Source organism: Streptomyces sp. NPDC096176 (assembly GCF_044763255.1).
In the GTDB taxonomy this organism is placed as follows: Bacteria; Actinomycetota; Actinomycetes; order Streptomycetales; family Streptomycetaceae; genus Streptomyces.
In genome coordinates, this window is sequence record NZ_JBIWFV010000002.1 from 207,100 (window position 1) to 224,048 (window position 16,949).

General features: G+C 67.5%; 17 protein-coding genes. 8 read left to right on the forward strand and 9 right to left on the reverse strand.

The window, feature by feature from the left end; genetic code table 11:
• Window positions 1–39 precede the first annotated feature (39 nt).
• From ACIQ7Q_RS06110 to trxA, 5 genes are all read left to right on the forward strand, one after another.
• Window positions 40–1,794: a protein kinase family protein gene (locus tag ACIQ7Q_RS06110; RefSeq protein ID WP_403856777.1), complete on the forward strand. Its 1,755-nt coding sequence runs from the start codon at window positions 40–42 to the stop codon at window positions 1,792–1,794.
• A 27-nt stretch (window positions 1,795–1,821) separates the two neighbouring features.
• Window positions 1,822–2,526, forward strand: coding sequence for an RNA polymerase sigma factor SigM (sigM, locus tag ACIQ7Q_RS06115; RefSeq protein WP_403856780.1), 705 nt, complete (start codon window positions 1,822–1,824; stop codon window positions 2,524–2,526).
• Complete coding sequence (locus ACIQ7Q_RS06120) at window positions 2,523–3,431, forward strand: zf-HC2 domain-containing protein (protein ID WP_403856783.1); 909 nt, start codon at window positions 2,523–2,525, stop codon at window positions 3,429–3,431. The genes sigM and ACIQ7Q_RS06120 overlap by 4 nt, the downstream gene beginning before the upstream one ends.
• Window positions 3,432–3,555: 124 nt before the next feature.
• On the forward strand, window positions 3,556–4,530 hold the full coding sequence (trxB, locus tag ACIQ7Q_RS06125; protein ID WP_403856786.1) for a thioredoxin-disulfide reductase: 975 nt from the start codon (window positions 3,556–3,558) through the stop codon (window positions 4,528–4,530).
• Window positions 4,531–4,583: 53 nt separating this feature from the next.
• On the forward strand, window positions 4,584–4,916 hold the full coding sequence (gene trxA / locus ACIQ7Q_RS06130; RefSeq protein WP_307714557.1) for a thioredoxin: 333 nt from the start codon (window positions 4,584–4,586) through the stop codon (window positions 4,914–4,916).
• A 76-nt stretch (window positions 4,917–4,992) separates the two neighbouring features.
• Here the strand turns inward: trxA and ACIQ7Q_RS06135 are convergent, their stop codons facing one another.
• From ACIQ7Q_RS06135 to rpmH, 9 genes are all read right to left on the reverse strand, one after another.
• Window positions 4,993–5,610: a GNAT family N-acetyltransferase gene (locus ACIQ7Q_RS06135; protein ID WP_403856789.1), complete on the reverse strand. Its 618-nt coding sequence runs from the start codon at window positions 5,608–5,610 to the stop codon at window positions 4,993–4,995.
• A gap of 306 nt (window positions 5,611–5,916) precedes the next feature.
• A complete protein-coding gene (locus tag ACIQ7Q_RS06140) occupies window positions 5,917–7,020 on the reverse strand; it encodes a ParB/RepB/Spo0J family partition protein (RefSeq protein ID WP_403856792.1) in 1,104 nt (367 codons plus the stop codon).
• Complete coding sequence (locus ACIQ7Q_RS06145; RefSeq protein WP_403856795.1) at window positions 7,017–8,090, reverse strand: ParA family protein; 1,074 nt, start codon at window positions 8,088–8,090, stop codon at window positions 7,017–7,019. Before ACIQ7Q_RS06145 ends, ACIQ7Q_RS06140 begins: the two co-directional genes overlap by 4 nt.
• A 233-nt stretch (window positions 8,091–8,323) precedes the next feature.
• Entirely contained in the window at window positions 8,324–9,040 is a 717-nt protein-coding gene (gene rsmG, locus ACIQ7Q_RS06150) for a 16S rRNA (guanine(527)-N(7))-methyltransferase RsmG (protein WP_403856798.1), read from the reverse strand.
• Window positions 9,041–9,153: 113 nt separating this feature from the next.
• Window positions 9,154–9,666: a protein jag gene (locus tag ACIQ7Q_RS06155; RefSeq protein ID WP_403856801.1), complete on the reverse strand. Its 513-nt coding sequence runs from the start codon at window positions 9,664–9,666 to the stop codon at window positions 9,154–9,156.
• A gap of 15 nt (window positions 9,667–9,681) precedes the next feature.
• The gene (gene yidC / locus ACIQ7Q_RS06160) at window positions 9,682–10,974 is read right to left on the reverse strand and encodes a membrane protein insertase YidC (RefSeq protein ID WP_403856804.1); all 1,293 of its coding nucleotides are present in this window, start codon (window positions 10,972–10,974) and stop codon (window positions 9,682–9,684) included.
• Window positions 10,975–10,977: 3 nt separating this feature from the next.
• Window positions 10,978–11,340: a membrane protein insertion efficiency factor YidD gene (gene yidD / locus ACIQ7Q_RS06165; protein ID WP_403856807.1), complete on the reverse strand. Its 363-nt coding sequence runs from the start codon at window positions 11,338–11,340 to the stop codon at window positions 10,978–10,980.
• Entirely contained in the window at window positions 11,337–11,708 is a 372-nt protein-coding gene (gene rnpA, locus ACIQ7Q_RS06170; protein ID WP_403856810.1) for a ribonuclease P protein component, read from the reverse strand. Before rnpA ends, yidD begins: the two co-directional genes overlap by 4 nt.
• Before the next feature lie 22 nt (window positions 11,709–11,730).
• A complete protein-coding gene (gene rpmH / locus ACIQ7Q_RS06175) occupies window positions 11,731–11,868 on the reverse strand; it encodes a 50S ribosomal protein L34 (protein WP_014047156.1) in 138 nt (45 codons plus the stop codon).
• Between the two features lie 362 nt (window positions 11,869–12,230).
• Here rpmH and dnaA point away from each other — a divergent pair, with 362 nt between their 5' ends.
• From dnaA to gnd, 3 genes are all read left to right on the forward strand, one after another.
• Window positions 12,231–13,988, forward strand: coding sequence for a chromosomal replication initiator protein DnaA (dnaA, locus tag ACIQ7Q_RS06180; protein ID WP_403856813.1), 1,758 nt, complete (start codon window positions 12,231–12,233; stop codon window positions 13,986–13,988).
• Between the two features lie 839 nt (window positions 13,989–14,827).
• On the forward strand, window positions 14,828–15,958 hold the full coding sequence (gene dnaN / locus ACIQ7Q_RS06185; RefSeq protein WP_403856816.1) for a DNA polymerase III subunit beta: 1,131 nt from the start codon (window positions 14,828–14,830) through the stop codon (window positions 15,956–15,958).
• 102 nt (window positions 15,959–16,060) lie between these two features.
• Window positions 16,061–16,939 carry a phosphogluconate dehydrogenase (NAD(+)-dependent, decarboxylating) gene (gnd, locus tag ACIQ7Q_RS06190; protein WP_403856819.1) on the forward strand — a complete coding sequence of 293 codons (879 nt, stop codon included), beginning with the start codon at window positions 16,061–16,063 and terminating at the stop codon, window positions 16,937–16,939.
• Window positions 16,940–16,949 lie beyond the last annotated feature (10 nt).

A 16,949-nucleotide genomic window follows, 5' to 3' on the forward strand; every position in this document is an offset into this window, starting at 1 on the left:
TGTTGGACATGCACAACGGATGGGGAGGCAGGAACGACGGTGGCGGAACGTAGCACGGCTGCCGTCGACGTGGCCGACAACGGCGGGGACGAACCGCTGACCGCGAAGGCGGGCGAGGCCACGACCGACGGGGCGGCGGAATCCGAGACGGCAGAATCCCGCACAGCGGACTCCCGGAGCACGGCTGACAAGGCCGCACCGGACACGGACAGCAAACGGCAGGGCGGCGAGCCGTCCTTCTCGACGCCCGAACTCCACAGTGGCCACAAACTCGCCAGACGCTATCGACTCGAGGAGTGCGTCACCCGTCTGGACGGTTTCAGCAGTTGGCGTGCGGTCGACGAGAAACTGCGGCGTGCCGTCGGCGTGCACATCCTGCCTGCTGACCATCCGCGAGCACGGTCCGTGCTGTCGGCCGCCCGGTCGTCGGCGCTTCTCGGCGACCCGCGATTCGTGCAAGTCCTGGACGCCGTCGAGGAGAACGACCTTGTCTACGTCGTGCACGAGTGGCTTCCGGATGCCGTCGAGCTGACGGCTCTTCTCGCCTCCGGCCCCTTCGAACCGCACGACGCCTACCAACTCGTCGACCAGATCTCCCAGGCGATGGCGGCCGCTCACAGGGAGGGGCTCGCCCACCTCCGGCTCACCCCCGGAGCTGTCCTGCGCACTTCGACGGGGCAGTACCGGATTCGCGGGCTGGCGGTGAATGCGGCCCTGCGCGGTATCTCCGTCGACGGCCCGCAGCGCACCGACACCGAGGCGATCGGTGCCCTCCTGTACGCGGCACTCACCCAGCGCTGGCCGTACGAGAACGATGCGTACGGCCTGTCCGGGCTGCCCAAGGGAGTCGGCCTGGTCGCTCCCGACCAAGTGCGGGCCGGTGTGCACCGAGGCCTGTCGGAGCTGGCCATGAGAGCGCTGGTCAACGACGGCGCCACCGCCTCGCGTCAGGAGCCGCCGTGCACAACGCCCGACGAACTGGCCAAGGCCGTCGCGGCGATGCCGCGCATCCGTCCGCCGGAGCCGGCCTTCGCCGCCCCTCCCGAGTACCAGCGGACCACCTACCAGCAGGGCAGCTACGGCCGGCCCGCCCCGAGGCCGGGTGCGAGCGTCACCCAGCCGACGCCGGCTCCTCCGCCGCCTTTGCAGACCCGCACCGGCAAGGCGCTGAAGTGGGCCGTCTCGGCACTGCTCATCGCGGCGCTGGGACTCGGCAGCTGGCAGGTGGCAGACAAGCTGCTGGACAACCGCAAGGGGAACAAGGAGCCGAAGACCTCGGAGACCAGCACCACGAACGGCGGCGACGACAACCCCAAAGCACCCGCACCCCTCGCCGTTCAGGCCGCGCAGGAGTACGCACCGGACGGTTCGCCGCAGAACGCCAACAATGTCGGGGCCACCTACGACCGTGACAGCACCACGTACTGGCGGAGCAGAAGCTTCTACGACGGCCCCGACTTGGTGCCCTCGGTGAAGCAGGGTGTGGGCATCGTCTACGACCTCGGTTCCGACAAGGACGTATCCGGCGCGTCCATAGCGTTGCGCTACGGCGGAGACCACACCACCATCACCCTTTACGCCGTTGATTCACTGTCGCCGGCCGGCCCGGTCGGCTCCATGAAGAAGATCGCAACAGGGCGGACCAGCGGATCGACCCTGAAGATGACCACCGAGGAGCAGGCCAAAAGCCGGTATGTGCTCCTCTGGATGACCGCGATGCCCTACGCGCCCCAGGACAAGTTCAGCGATCCTGGCTACAAGCAGGGGATCACGGACGTCGCGTTCACCGGCTGACCCGAGGCAATGGGAGGGGGCTCACCGTTGGACGACGTGACACTCGGCGACGCGAGCGACCACGACCTGCTGGCGCGCCATGTCGACGGGGACCCGGACGCCTTCGGTGAGCTCGTGAGGCGCCACCGCGACAGGCTGTGGGCGGTGGCCCTGCGCACGCTGGGGGACCGCGAGGAGGCCGCCGACGCCGTACAGGACGCTCTGGTGTCGGCCTTTCGGGCCGCCCATACGTTTCGGGGCCAGTCGGCTGTCACGACGTGGTTGCATCGCATCACCGTGAACGCCTGCCTGGACCGAGCCCGCAAGGCAGCGTCGCGCAAGACCTCGCCCGTGGAGGACACGGAGCGGCTGGAGCAACTGCTGGAGCCGCAGGAATCGGCCGCGGCACCCGCCGAGCGCCACGACCTCCACCGTGAGCTCCTGGCCGCTCTGGCGAAACTTCCCGTGGACCAGCGCGCCGCCCTGGTGCTGGTCGACATGCAGGGGTATCCGGTCGTCGAGGCCGCAGAGGTCCTGGGGGTGCCGACGGGGACCGTCAAGAGCCGCTGCGCCCGCGGCCGAGCCCGACTGCTGCCCATGCTCACCCATCTGCGTGGCGGAACCGGGGATAACACCGACGTCGGCATGGGAAGGAACCGGACGGCCGGGACATCCGTCCCACCGGCGTCGGGACAACGGGAGACAGGGCCGAGTGACCCTGCGGCAGTGAAGGGCGGAGGTGGGCGCGCGTGACATCCTCGACCGGCAGGGCCGACACAACTCAGCACCCGGACGTCGCGGAGATCTCCGACCTCACCGAAGGGCTCCTCCCGCCTTCCCGCACGGCTGAAGTGCGGCGCCACCTCGACGGCTGCCCGCTCTGCTCGGACGTCCACACGTCCCTGGAAGAGATCCGTGGACTGCTGGGTACCCTGCCCGGCCCGCCGCGCATGCCCGCCGACATCGCCGGCCGTATCGACGCGGCTCTGGCCGCCGAAGCTCTCCTCGATGCCACCGCTCCTGACGAAGCGGCGCATGTTTCACGTGAAACAGCGCGCCCTCAGGCCGCAGAGACCGGAGCGCCGCCTGCCCGCCCGGCCGGGCACCCCCGCGCGACAACCGGTCCCGGTCGCAGCCGCCCGGTGCGACGCCGCCGTGCTGCGGTCCTGGGCGCCTTGCTCGGCGCCGCCGCGGTGGGCGTGAGTGTGATGTTCCTCCAGTCGGTGCCTGGTTCGGACAAGGACTCCTCGACCGCGAAGAAGGACGCGAGCGTCAGCGCCACAGCGGGCGAGGGAGCCGAGTTTTCCGGAACCGCACTCGACAGCCGTGTGCATTCGCTGCTGGCCGCCGGGCCAACGCAGGAGGCCGAGCCCAGAATCGAGCGGGCTCCCTCCGCCGACGGCCCCGCGACGCTGTCACCCAAGAGCAGTCCGAGCGCGGCAGTGCCTCCCTGTGTCCAGGAGGGGACCGGGCGCACCGACGGACCGCTCGCCGTGGAGAAGGGTACGTACGACGGCGTCAGCGCCTACCTCGTGCTCATGGCCCACGCCAGGGACAGCGCTCAGGTACAGGCCTACGTTGTCGACGCGGCATGCGTGAACAACGCTGCCGGCCCTGCAGGGAAGCTTCTGCTGTCGGAGACGTATCCACGCCCCTGAGATATCGCCGGTGCCGCTCCGGCTCCTCGGGAATGCACGCCCCGTAGGATCCGTTGGGTGGGGTGAAGGTCCTGGAACCCGCCCCGTAGGCCGTTGGCAGTCTGCAGAGACGAGGAAGAAACCCGTGAGCGACGTCCGTAACGTGATCATTATCGGCTCCGGGCCCGCGGGCTATACAGCCGCGCTCTACACCGCGCGTGCATCGCTGCAGCCGCTGGTGTTCGAGGGAGCTGTCACCGCCGGCGGTGCCCTGATGAACACAACCGAGGTGGAGAACTTCCCCGGCTTCCGCGACGGCATCATGGGTCCTGACCTCATGGACAACATGCGGGCGCAGGCTGAGCGTTTCGGCGCCGAGCTCGTCCCGGACGACGTCGTGTCGGTCGACCTCAGCGGTGACATCAAGACCGTCACCGACACCGCCGGGACCGTTCACCGCGCCAAGGCCGTGATCGTCACCACCGGGTCCCAGCACCGCAAGCTGGGCTTGCCGAACGAGGACGCACTGTCCGGGCGCGGTGTCTCGTGGTGCGCGACGTGCGACGGCTTCTTCTTCAAGGACCAGGACATCGCCGTCGTGGGTGGTGGCGACACCGCGATGGAGGAGGCGACCTTCCTCTCCCGTTTCGCCAAGTCGGTCACGATCATCCACCGCCGGGACACCTTGCGCGCCTCCAAGGCCATGCAGGAGCGTGCCTTCGCGGACCCGAAGATCTCTTTCGCCTGGGACAGCGAGGTGGCCGAGATCCACGGTGAGCAGAAGCTCTCGGGCCTGACCCTGAACAACACCAAGACAGGCGTGAAGTCCCCGCTCGCAGTGACCGGTCTGTTCATCGCCGTCGGCCACGACCCCCGGACCGAGCTCTTCAAGAGCCAGCTCGAGATGGACGCCGAGGGCTACCTGAAGGTCGACGCGCCGTCGACGCGCACCAACATCGTCGGCGTCTTCGCCGCCGGCGATGTCGTCGACCACACGTACCGACAGGCCATCACCGCCGCCGGCACCGGCTGCTCCGCGGCCCTGGATGCCGAGCGCTACCTCGCCGCTCTCGTGGACAGCGAGAAGACGGCCGAGCCGGAGAAGACCCCCGTCGTCTGAACCCCTTGATCTTCTACTCCCCTCACACCCCGCAAAAGAAGCAGGAGGCTGCCGTGGCCGGCGACCTGAAGAACGTGACCGACGACTCCTTCGAGGAGGATGTCCTCAAGAGCGACAAGCCCGTACTGGTGGACTTCTGGGCCGCCTGGTGCGGTCCGTGCCGCCAGATCGCGCCGTCCCTCGAGGCCATTGCGGCAGAGCACGGCGACAAGATCCAGGTCGTGAAGCTCAACATCGACGAGAACCCCGCCACCGCGGCCAAGTACGGCGTCATGTCGATCCCGACACTGAACGTCTACCAGAACGGTGAGGTCGCCAAGACCATCGTCGGCGCCAAGCCGAAGGCGGCCATCGTCCGCGACCTGGAGAGCTTCATCGGAGAGTAGGCACGACTCCGTTGTTTCACGTGAAACACGAGAATGGGCTCATCCCCTCAGGATGAGCCCATTCTCGTGTCCGGGTTCAGAGCGGCCGCAGCGCCGGCTCCTTCTGCACAGCTCCCAGGAGCCGGTCCAGGGCAAGCTCCACGTCTTCCTTCCAGGACAGGGTGGTGCGCAGCTCCAGCCGCAACCGCGGATGCGTCGGGTGGGGGCGCACCGTCTTGAAGCCGACTGCCAGAAGATGGTCGGCCGGCAGTACACAGGCCGGTTCCTTCCAACGGGCGTCGCCGAAGGCTTCGATCGCCCGGAATCCTCTGCGCAGCAAATCCTTGGCGACCGTCTGCACGATGACCCGCCCCAGTCCCTGCCCCTGATAGCCGGGCAGGATCCAGGCGGTTATCAACTGCACCGCATCCGCCGACACGGGGCTCGTGGGAAAGGCCGTTGAGCGTGGCACGTAGGCGGGCGGCGCATACAGAACGAAGCCCACAGGGACCTCGTCGACATAGACGACGCGGCCGCACGACCCCCACTCGAGCAGCACGGCCGAGATCCATGCTTCTTTCTCGAGTTCGGGGGTTCCCGCCTTTACCGCAGCTTCGCCGCTGACCGGATCAAGTTCCCAGAAGACACACGCACGACAGCGCTTGGGAAGGTCCGAAAGGTTGTCCAGCGTGAGCGGTACGAGCCGACGCCCCATGAAGGCTGCTCCTCACTTCCCTCGTGTGCCGCGCTGCGCGCGGCTGCCAGCGCGCTCCTCTCGAGCAGCAGGCTGCTGACGAATCCGCCCACCGCCCCAAGTCCCAGGCCTGCCGTCACCAGTTGCCCGTGGCTCACCGATCGCATGGCCTACGCCCTCCCACTGAAGTGGCTCAAGATGGATGCGTCATACCAGAACGCATCGTATCCACCCAGCCCCGGCACGGATACCGCACCAAGGCAAAGGGCGGGTCGCGTTCCATGGTCCGGAACGCCACCCGCCCTGTCGGCTGTGCCGACCGCTGACTCAGACGTCCTCGTCCTCGTCCTCGGCAGGCTCCTCGCCGAGTCCCTTCTCCAGGACTCGCCCTTCGCCGGGTGCGAGGGTGCCGAGGATGCGCTCGAGATCGTCTATCGAAGCGAACTCGACGACGATCTTGCCCTTCTTCTGGCCGAGGTCGACCTTCACCCTCGTCTCGAACCGGTCCGACAGCCGAGAGGCCAGGTCGGAGAGCGCAGGGGACAGCCGAGCGCCGGCCCGCGGGCCCTTGGGCTTGGGCGTGCTCGTGGGGTTCGAGTTGAGCAGCGTCACGATCTCTTCGACTGCCCGCACCGACAGGCCTTCGGCGACGATCCGGTGGGCCAGCCGGTCCTGCTCGTCGGAGTCGTCCACCGAGAGCAGGGCGCGCGCGTGGCCCGCCGACAGCACTCCCGCCGCAACCCGACGCTGGACGGGCGGGGAGAGCCTCAGCAGCCGCAGGGTGTTGGACACCTGCGGACGTGACCGCCCGATCCGGTCGGCCAGCTGGTCGTGCGTGCAGTTGAAGTCCTTGAGGAGCTGGTCATAGGCAGCTGCCTCTTCCAACGGGTTCAGCTGGGCGCGGTGCAGGTTCTCCAGCAGTGCGTCCAGTAGAAGCTTCTCGTCGTCGGTGTCCCGGACGATCGCGGGAATCCGCTCAAGTCCGGCCTCCCGGCAGGCCCGCCAGCGACGCTCACCCATGATGAGCTCATAGCGGTCCGGCCCCAACTGGCGCACGACAACCGGCTGGAGAAGTCCCACTTCCTGGATGGAGGTGACCAGCTCCGCGAGAGCGTCCTCGTCGAACACTTCACGTGGCTGGCGCGGGTTGGGGGTGATCGAGTCGAGCAGCACCTCGGCGAAGTGCGCTCCTGCCGGCTCGCTCGGCCGCGTCGAAGCGGGCTCTTCCGACACGTGAGCAGTCGACTCCGGCGCCACCGTCGCGGCAGGCAGTGTGGCGACCTTGGCCACCGCGACCCCCCGTTCCGCAGTCAGCACGGGAGACACGCCCGAAGACGGCGAAGCCCCGGGGGAAGGCACCTGCTTCTCCTGTGGAGCGGCAGGAATCAGCGCACCGAGCCCACGCCCCAATCCTCTACGTCGCTCGCTCACTGGATCCCCTCCGAGATGTTCTGCTGACTGTTCTGACCCACCTGGACATGCTGCGGGTCGTAGCGGACGCCAACCCCGCGCAGCGCGATCTCACGGGCAGCCTCGAGATACGACAGGGAGCCGCTGGAACCTGGATCGTAGGTCAGCACCGTCTGCCCGTAGCTCGGCGCCTCCGAGATCCGCACGGAGCGCGGGATGCTCGTACGCAGGACCTCTTCGCCGAAGTGACTGCGCACCTCGTCGGCGACCTGCGATGCCAGCCTCGTCCTGCCGTCGTACATGGTGAGCAGGATGGTCGACACGTGGAGCGTGGGGTTGAGGTGGCCGCGCACCAGATCCACGTTGCGCAGCAGCTGACCGAGGCCCTCCAGGGCGTAGTACTCGCACTGGATGGGGATCAGAACCTCGGCGCCGGCCACGAGCGCGTTGACCGTGAGCAGCCCGAGTGACGGAGGGCAGTCGATGAGGATGTAGTCCAGCGGCTGCTCGTAGGCCTGGATCGCGCGCTGCAGTCTGCTCTCCCGCGCCACCAGCGACACCAGCTCGATCTCCGCACCGGCGAGATCGATGGTGGCTGGGGCGCAGAAGAGTCCTTCGACGTCCGGGACCGGCTGGACCACCTCGGCGAGAGGCTTGCTCTCCACCAGGACGTCATAGATCGACGGGACTTCCGCATGATGGTCGATCCCCAGGGCGGTCGAAGCATTGCCCTGCGGATCGAGGTCGACCACCAGGACACGTGCGCCGTGCAGCGCAAGAGACGCGGCCAGGTTGACCGTGGTGGTGGTCTTCCCGACGCCGCCCTTCTGGTTGGCGACGACCATGATGCGTGTCTGCTCAGGTCGGGGCAGACCCTCACCGGCACGCCCCAGCGCCTCCACAGCCAGCTGAGCAGCACGGCCAATGGGGGTGTCATCCATGGGGGGCGGTGTTTCACGTGAAACATCCTCCCCCGCGGACTCGGTACGGGGACCGGGGACCGGATCGGTCATCGGTCCCGCGATGTTGGCGTCGGACCGCAAGGATTCACTCTCCTCGACATCAGGCTCGCAATGCACAGAGCCTGCCATGCTTTCGGGGTCGTGAACCAGCGAGGCCCGTGGTTCTGTGGAGGAATCCACCTCTGTGGACAAATCTGTTACCCGCAAGAGGGGCTTGCGGCCCTTCATCGGGGCGGCCGCACGGCCGCGGCTGATGATTCCCTGCAGCAGTGAGCGACGTTTCACGTGAAACACGATGCACAGGCCGCAGGACTACACCGGGACGACACTCCGAAATACGGACGTATGGCTACGTGTATGGCTCAGCGGCGACGACGAGTGCGGCTGGTACGAGCAGCCTTGGCCTTCTTTGCGGCGAACCTCACACCGCCCGGACTCTCACCGACCTCGACGCGCACCACGGTCGACAGCGGATCGACGAGACCCTCACCGACATGGAGAACCGTGGTCTGCACAACACCCAGCTTGCTCAGTGCGGCCCTGGCTCCCTGGATCTCGTCCTCTGCGGTGTCGCCCTTGAGTGCCAGCATTTCGCCGTAGGGGCGCAGCAGGGGAACTCCCCAGCCGGCGAGCCGGTCCAGCGGAGCCACCGCTCGCGCGGTCACCACGTGGACCGGGGGCACCTTGCCGAGAACCTCCTCGGCCCGTCCGCGCACCACGGTCACATGGTCGAGGCCGAGCAGCTCCACCACTTCCTGCAGGAAGTTCGTGCGGCGGAGCAGTGGCTCCAGCAGCGTGATCTTCAGGTCCGGGCGGACCAGCGCCAGCGGAATGCCCGGGAGGCCGGCTCCTGAGCCGACATCGCAGACCGTCACTCCCTCCGGCACAACTTCCGAGAGAACGGCACAGTTGAGCAGATGCCTCTCCCACAAGCGCGGCACTTCGCGAGGCCCGATGAGCCCTCGCTTCACCCCGGCGTCCGCCAGCAGCTCCGCATAGCGCACAGCCTCCGGGAAGTACTCTCCGAACACTGTCCGGGCCGCCTCTGGCGCCTGGGGAAGCTGTGCTGCCTCCGTCACGGGGACCGTCCTTCCGTACCTCACTGGCCGCAGTGGGGACTGTGGTGGCTGACTATCAGGCTGACAAAGATCGGCCCCGCCTGCGAACAGACGGGGCCGACGGAACAAGTGGGTCAGGCAGGGAGTACGACGACGAAGCGCTGCGGCTCCTCGCCCTCGGACTCGCTGCGCAGGCCCGCGGCCGCGACGGCGTCATGCACGACCTTGCGCTCGAAGGGCGTCATCGCGTCGAGCTTGACCGGCTCCCCGGTGCTCTTCACCTCGGCGGCAGCCTTGGCACCCAGCTCGGCGAGTTCCGTGCGCTTCTTGGCGCGGAAACCCGCGATGTCGAGCATCAGCCGGCTACGGTCCCCCGTCTCCCGGAGCACTGCCAGGCGCGTCAGCTCCTGCAGCGCCTCGAGAACCTCGCCGTCCCGGCCCACGAGCTTCTGCAGATCGCGGCTGCCGGCGTCGCTGATGATCGAGACCGCGGCGCGGTCCGCTTCGACGTCCATGTCGATGTCACCGTCGAGGTCGGCGATGTCCAGCAGACCCTCGAGGTAATCAGCCGCGATCTCCCCTTCCTGCTCGAGGCGGGTCAGGGTGTCGCCAGCCTCGCCGGCGGCGGAGATGGTGCCTTCCGTCACGGATGGACTCCTTTTTTACTTCTTGGACGACGGGTGCTTGGGCCGCTGCGGACCCTTGCGCTGTCCCGTCTTGGGCTGGCGTGCGGAACCGGTGGCCTTGCCACCGCCCGCGTTCGGCTTGGCGTCCGCCGCGGAGGAGCTGGCCCTGGAGCGGCCTTCCGCGGGCCGGTCCTTCTCAAGGGACGTCTTCGCCGCGGTGCCGGCACCGTCAGGGCTCTTGGCCGCACCGGGCTGGGTGGCGGCCTGACGCTTCGACTTCGTCTGACGCTTGGGCTGCTGACGCTTCTGCGCACCGCCCTCCGCCTCGGCCACGGCGGTGTCGCTCTTGGCCACCGTGCCGTCCGCCTGGGCGGCAAGGCCGGCCTTGGCCAGACCCGTGATGAAGCGACGCTCGTTGTCGTTGCGGTCCGACCCCTTGGCCACGATGGCCTGGACAACGTTGCGCTTGCGCCGCGAACGGACCTCGCCGTGAGCGGTGACGCTCTTGAGCAGCCGCTGCAGGTAGTGGTCCTGGGCCTTGCTGCCCGGGGTCGGGTTCTGGTTGATCACGTACATCTGCTGGCCCATGGTCCACACGTTGGTGGTCAGCCAGTAGACGAGAACACCGACGGGGAAGTTGATGCCCATGACGGCGAAGATCACCGGGAAGATGTACATCAGCATCTTCTGCTGCTGCATGTACGGCGTCTTGACCGTGAGGTCGACGTTCTTCTGCATCAGCTGGCGCTGGGTGTAGAACTGCGACGCCGACATCAGGATGATCATGATCGCGGTGACGATGCGGACGTCGGTCAGCGAGGCGTTGAGCGCCTCCACCTTGGCCGGGTCGTCCGTGAACTTCGCGGCAATGGGAGCACCGAAGATGTGCGCCTCGCGCGCGCTGTCCACGAGGGACTTGTTGAGCACCCCGATCTCGTCGCCCGAGGCGATCTTGCTGAGCACGTGGTACAGCGCGAAGAAGAACGGCGACTGGGCCAGGATGGGAAGGCACGAGGAGAGCGGGTTGGTGCCCGTCTCCTTGTACAGCTTCATCATCTCTTCGGACTGACGCTGCTTGTCGTTCTTGTAGCGCTCCTGGATCGCCTTCATCTTCGGCTGGAGCGCCTGCATGTTCCGGGTCGACTTGATCTGCTTCACGAAGAGCGGGATCAGACAGATCCGGATGAGGATCACCAGAGACACGATGGACAGTCCCCAGGCCCATCCCGTGTCAGGGCCGAAGATCGCCCCGTAGAGGCTGTGGAACTGGACGATGATCCACGAGACAGGTGTGGTGATAAAGCTGAAGAGACTGGCAATCGTGTCCACTAATCAGGCTCCTTGAGCATTGGGCGAGGTCTCTGCGGCCGGGCCGTGGGGTGCGGAGGCAGTCCCCGTGGCTGGTACGTCAGCGGCGGAGTTCCCGCCCTTGGTGCGGCCGCTCAAGGCGTCCCGCAGCATTTGGTGCCACCGGGGGCGCTTGCGCGGAGGCACATGGTCCACACCTCCCGGCGACCACGGATTGCACCGAAGAATGCGCCAGGCGGTCAGAGCCGTGCCCTTGACCGCACCGTGCCGGTCGATGGCTGTGTATCCGTAGTGCGAACACGACGGGTAGTACCTGCAGACAGGTCCCAGCAGCGGGCTGATCGTCCACTGATAGATCTTGATGAGAGCCAGCAGCGGGTACTTCATCGCGCGCCCCCTCCCAGCAACCGCTGGAGAGCGGCGTCCAGGTCTCGGGCCAGCTGAGCGTGTTCGGCGTCACCCGCACCGGGCAGCGCCCGTACGACCACCAGGCTACCGGGGGGCAGCTCGGAGAGCCGATCACGCATGAGGTGGCGCAGTCTCCGCTTGACCTTGTTGCGGACGACGGCACCGCCCACAGCCTTGCTCACGACGAAACCCGCACACGTCGGGGAGGTGCTCTCCCCAGGCGCGTGCGGGTCCGTTGTACCGCTGCGTAGGTGGACGACGAGTAGCGGGCGGCCTGCCCTGCGTCCTCGGCGTACCGCGGTCGCGAAGTCCTCGCGCCGCCTCAGCCGATTCTCGGTAGGCAGCACGTCATGACCGACCTGTACGCGATCAGGCGGAAAGGTTGGCGCGGCCCTTGCCACGGCGGTTCGCGAGAATCGCGCGGCCGGCACGGGTGCGCATCCGCAGGCGGAAGCCGTGGGTCTTGGCGCGACGACGGTTGTTCGGCTGGAAGGTGCGCTTGCTCACTCGGGGGCTCCAGAAATGATTCGTTGGTGGCGGGACATCGCCTGGCTGTCACCGTGCGCCCACGAGTAGCTCGCGTTCACGCCCGAGTGCACACCGCTTCACGATCACAGACCGTGATCTTTGCCCATCGGAGGCAGGCGGCAGCAGCCATCGACAACTCGACCTGGTTACGGTACGCGCGGCTACGCCATCCGGTCAAACCAGCCCTACGCCGTGGTCCACTGTGCACAGGCTGTGGACAACAACTTGAACCACGCGGGTCGCCCTGACTACCGTGGCTGAACTTGGAATCTTTTCCTGCCTGTCTTCCCATCCCGTCCCGAGAACCACACATTCGTGGGACCTGCGAGAGAGCGTGCCTTGTGGCTGACGTACCTGCCGATCTTGCCGCAGTGTGGCCACGAGTGCTGGAGCAGCTCCTCGATGAGGGCCAGCAGGGGGTCGAGTCGAAGGACAAGCAGTGGATCGAGCGCTGCCAGCCGCTCGCCCTGGTAGCCGACACCGCTCTGCTCGCCGTGCCCAACGAGTGGGGGAAGCGCGTCCTCGAGGGCCGGCTGGCCCCGCTCATCAGTGAGACGCTGAGCCGCGAGTGCGGCCGCCCCATCCGGATCGCGATCACCGTCGACGAGTCGGTCGGTGAGGTGCCCGCTCCCCATGCGCCTCCGCATCATCAGCAGCAGGCGCCGCGCTATCCGGGGGCGCAGCACGACGAGCCCCGGCAGAGCGACCCCTACGGCACGTACGGGCACCGCTCCGGTTCCGACGACGGCCTGCCCACGGCACGGCCGGCCTACCCCGAGTACCAGCAGCGCCCCGAGCCCGGCGCATGGCCGCGGACCCAGGAGGACCTGTCGTGGCAGCAGCCGCGGCTCGGCGGCTTCCAGGACCGCGACCCCTATGCCTCCGCTCCTACGCGCCAGCCCCAGCACGACTACCGGTCGCCGCAGCCCCCGGAGAGCCGGCAGTACGAGGCCCGACCGGAGCGCCGTGACATGCGGGAGCCGCAGGCCCAGCGCCGCGGCGGACCTTCCGGAGCTCCTGGACCGCTGGGTGCCCAGCCGGCACCGGCGCCCGGCCCCGGCGAGCCGCACGCGCGCCTCAACCCCAAGTACCTCTTCGACACGTTCGTCATCGGCGCCTCCAACCGGTTCGCGCACGCCGCGGCGGTGGCGGTCGCCGAGGCCCCGGCCAAGGCGTACAACCCCCTGTTCATCTACGGGGAGTCGGGGCTCGGCAAGACCCACCTGCTGCACGCCATCGGGCATTACGCCCGCAGCCTCTATCCCGGGACCCGGGTGCGGTACGTGAGCTCCGAGGAGTTCACCAACGAGTTCATCAACTCGATCCGGGACGGGAAGGGCGACACCTTCCGCAAGCGTTACCGGGACGTGGACATCCTTCTGGTCGACGACATCCAGTTCCTGGCGAGCAAGGAGTCGACGCAGGAGGAGTTCTTCCACACCTTCAACACCCTCCACAACGCCAACAAGCAGATCGTGCTGTCCTCGGACCGGCCGCCCAAGCAGTTGATGACGCTCGAGGACCGGCTGCGCAACCGCTTCGAGTGGGGTCTGACCACGGACGTCCAACCGCCGGAGCTCGAGACGCGTATCGCGATCCTGCGGAAGAAGGCCGTCCAGGAGCAGCTCAACGCCCCGCCGGAGGTCCTCGAGTTCATCGCCTCCCGTATCTCGCGCAACATCCGGGAGCTCGAGGGCGCGCTGATCCGCGTGACGGCGTTCGCGTCGCTCAACCGGCAGCCGGTCGACCTCGGCCTCACCGAGATCGTGCTGAAGGATCTGATCCCCGGCGGTGAGGACGCGGCGCCCGAGATCACCGCGAGCGCCATCATGGCGGCAACCGCGGACTACTTCGGGCTCACTGTGGAGGACCTCTGCGGATCGTCCCGCAGCCGCGTGCTGGTGACGGCGCGACAGATCGCCATGTACCTGTGCAGGGAGCTCACGGACCTCTCGCTGCCGAAGATCGGTGCGCAGTTCGGCGGCCGTGACCATACGACGGTGATGCACGCGGACCGGAAGATCCGCGCGCTGATGGCGGAGCGGCGCTCCATCTACAACCAGGTCACCGAGCTCACCAACCGCATCAAGAACGGCTGACAGAGCCACCAGCACGACTCCAGAGGGCGCTCCGGGAACACCCTTCCCGGGGCGCCCTCCGTCGTGCCTCCACCCCTGTCGTGCGTTTCTCCGCCCTCGCCGTGTTCGAATTCGAGCCGAGGCCGAGCGGTTCTCCACAGATGGTGGGGGAATCCTCCGTCCACAACCTGGGGACTGTGAAGTTGTCCAGAACCCGTCCACAGGCACACCGGCCCACGGCCTGTCGTCCCAGGTCAGTACCTTGGGGATTTGTGGCCAACCGGACTCCACAGACTGTGGACGCGGAAAGCTTCCACAGGCCTTGATCGTCGTTGTCCACCGGCAGCCCACAGGCAACGGTGCGTTGCCCACAGCTTCTCCACACCCCTGTCCACTGTTCGGCAACGAAACACACCCGCTCACCGCGTCGAGTGAAAGCCGTCACACCAATGTGGTCGGTTGGCCTGTGGGGAACCTGGGTAAAGCTGGGGACGGCGCTGGGGAGAAGTGGCCCTCGGCTGTGCATCGGGTGTGCAGAACTTTCGCGTGTCCACAGAACGCCCGGGTTGTCCACGGGTTCCACCCACAGGCGCGGTGGACAAAAAAGTGGCTCTGACCTGCGTGGACGACGTTATCCACGGTTTCCACAGCCCCTACTACTACTCCCACATAGAGTTACCGGGGAATTCGCTTCGAAGTGGGCCCTGTGTACAACTCGAGCCCGGGACGCCCCCTGCCTCTCGCAGCGACTTGACCCCGACCCGCACCGACTGTCGGCGCCGTACGTCAGACTGGTCTCCGGCATCAAGCCGACGAAGAAGGCCAGCAGGGCGAGCCAGCAACAGCAGGAGGCGGTTCCGGTGAAGATCCGGGTGGAGCGCGATGTACTCGCGGAGGCGGTGGCGTGGGTAGCTCGTAGCCTCCCGGCCCGTCCGCCGGCGCCCGTTCTCGCGGGCCTTCTGCTGAAGGCGGAGGACGGCGCGCTCAGCTTCTCGAGCTTCGACTACGAGGTCTCTGCGCGTGTCTCGGTGGAGGCCGAGGTGGACGAGGACGGCACCGTCCTGGTCTCCGGCCGGCTCCTCGCCGACATCTGCCGCGCCCTCCCCAACCGCCCGGTGGAGATTTCCACAGACGGTGTACGGGCGACGGTGGTCTGCGGATCCTCCCGGTTCACACTCCACACCCTGCCTGTGGAGGAGTACCCGGCGCTGCCGCAGATGCCGACCGCGACCGGCACCGTGCCCGGCGAGGTCTTCGCCTCCGCCGCTGCGCAGGTCGCCATCGCCGCCGGCCGTGACGACACCCTGCCCGTCCTGACCGGCGTGCGGATCGAGATCGAGGGCGACACCGTCACGCTGGCCTCCACCGACCGCTACCGCTTCGCGGTCCGCGAGTTCCTGTGGAAGCCCGAGAACCCGGACGCGTCCGCGGTCGCCCTGGTGCCCGCCAAGACGCTGCTGGACACGGCCAAGGCCCTGACCAGCGGTGACACGGTCACCCTGGCGCTCTCCGGCTCCGGTGCCGGTGAGGGTCTGATCGGCTTCGAGGGTGCCGGGCGCCGGACCACGACCCGTCTGCTCGAGGGCGACCTGCCCAAGTACCGGACCCTCTTCCCCACCGAGTTCAACTCGGTGGCCGTCATCGAGACCGCTCCGTTCGTCGAGGCGGTCAAGCGCGTGGCGCTCGTTGCCGAGCGGAACACCCCGGTGCGGCTGAGCTTCGAGCAGGGCGTGCTCATCCTGGAGGCCGGTTCCAGCGACGATGCACAGGCTGTGGAGCGTGTCGACGCGCAGCTCGAGGGCGACGACATCTCGATCGCCTTCAACCCGACTTTCCTGCTGGACGGTCTGAGCGCCATCGACTCGCCCGTCGCCCAGCTCTCGTTCACCACGTCGACCAAGCCCGCACTTCTGAGCGGCCGGCCGGCCGTGGACGCGGAGGCTGACGAGGCCTACAAGTACCTGATCATGCCGGTGCGTCTGAGCGGCTGATCAGCGGCTTTTGAGCGCCGGACCCCACAGGTGTGCACCCGTGTCCGGGCGTAGGCTCGGACACGGGTAGGTACTTGCACACAACGATTGAGGAATCATCTGATGGAGCTCGGTCTCGTCGGTCTCGGCAAGATGGGCGGCAACATGCGCGAGCGCATTCGCCGCGCCGGCCACACCGTCATCGGGTACGACCGCAACCGCGACCTCGCTGATGTCCACAGCCTTGAGGAGCTTGTGGGCAAGCTCAAGGGCCCCAGGGTCATCTGGGTCATGGTCCCCGCGGGTGCCGCCACGCAGTCCACGGTCGACGAGCTCGCCGAGCTGCTCTCCCCGGGCGACGTTGTCGTCGACGGCGGCAACTCCCGCTGGACGGACGACGAGAAGCACGCGGTGGAGCTCGGCCTGAAGGACATCGGATTCGTCGACTGCGGTGTCTCCGGCGGCGTTTGGGGCCTGGAGAACGGTTACGCGCTGATGTACGGCGGCACCGCCGAGAACGTCGCCAAGGTGCAGCCGATCTTCGACGCACTCAAGCCGGAGGGCGAGTTCGGCTCCGTGCACGCCGGCAAGGTCGGCGCCGGTCACTTCGCCAAGATGGTCCACAACGGCATCGAGTACGCGATGATGCAGGCCTACGCGGAGGGCTGGGAGCTCCTTGAGAAGGTCAACTCCGTCACCGATGTGCGCGAGGTCTTCCGCTCCTGGCAGGAGGGCACGGTCATCCGTTCCTGGCTGCTGGACCTCGCGGTCAACGCGCTGGACGAGGACGAGCACCTCGACGAGCTGCGCGGTTACGCAGAGGACTCCGGTGAGGGCCGGTGGACTGTGGAAGCCGCCATCGACAACGCGGTCCCGCTGCCCGCGATCACCGCATCGCTGTTCGCCCGCTTCGCGTCCCGCCAGGACGACTCGCCGCAGATGAAGATGATCGCGGCGCTGCGCAACCAGTTCGGCGGCCACGCGGTGGAGACCAAGAACTAGTCCACAGGCT